Genomic DNA, 359 nt, shown 5'->3' with positions numbered 1-359 from the left:
GAGAAAGAATTGCATCCAACCCTTGTTTAGAACGTTGACGTCCTACAAAGAATCGTGCTGCTACTTGTCGCCAATCAGATGAACCTTTAACGAAGAAGTAAAAACCTTCACGAGAACGAAACTCTTTAGAAACTTCAGAACCGTATTCACCATTACGAACTACTGCAACAACTTCACCGCCAACTGCCAGAAGGTCTTTACGAGTTAAATATTTGGTCATGCTAATTTCCTCAATTGATTAATGTTTTTGTAATCCATGAGAGCATTATACTCTGTTCTCAAGAGTTTGTTGAATTTTATTCGGTCATATCAGAACGTTCAAAAAGCTCTTCAACAGTTAAATATTTAGTGTCATCTTC

The 359-nt window shown here is 37.0% G+C and carries 1 protein-coding gene; it reads right to left on the bottom strand.

The annotated features are described in order from the left end of the window. A partial coding sequence (locus Y887_RS19735; RefSeq protein ID WP_046965643.1) for a naphthalene 1,2-dioxygenase occupies nucleotides 1–220 on the bottom strand: 220 nt, incomplete at its 3' end. Between the last annotated feature and the right edge of the window lie 139 nt (nucleotides 221–359).

Source organism: Xanthomonas pisi DSM 18956, assembly GCF_001010415.1.
In the GTDB taxonomy this organism is placed as follows: Bacteria; Pseudomonadota; Gammaproteobacteria; order Xanthomonadales; family Xanthomonadaceae; genus Xanthomonas; species Xanthomonas pisi.
This window is presented reverse-complemented; position numbering and strand designations above follow the sequence as displayed.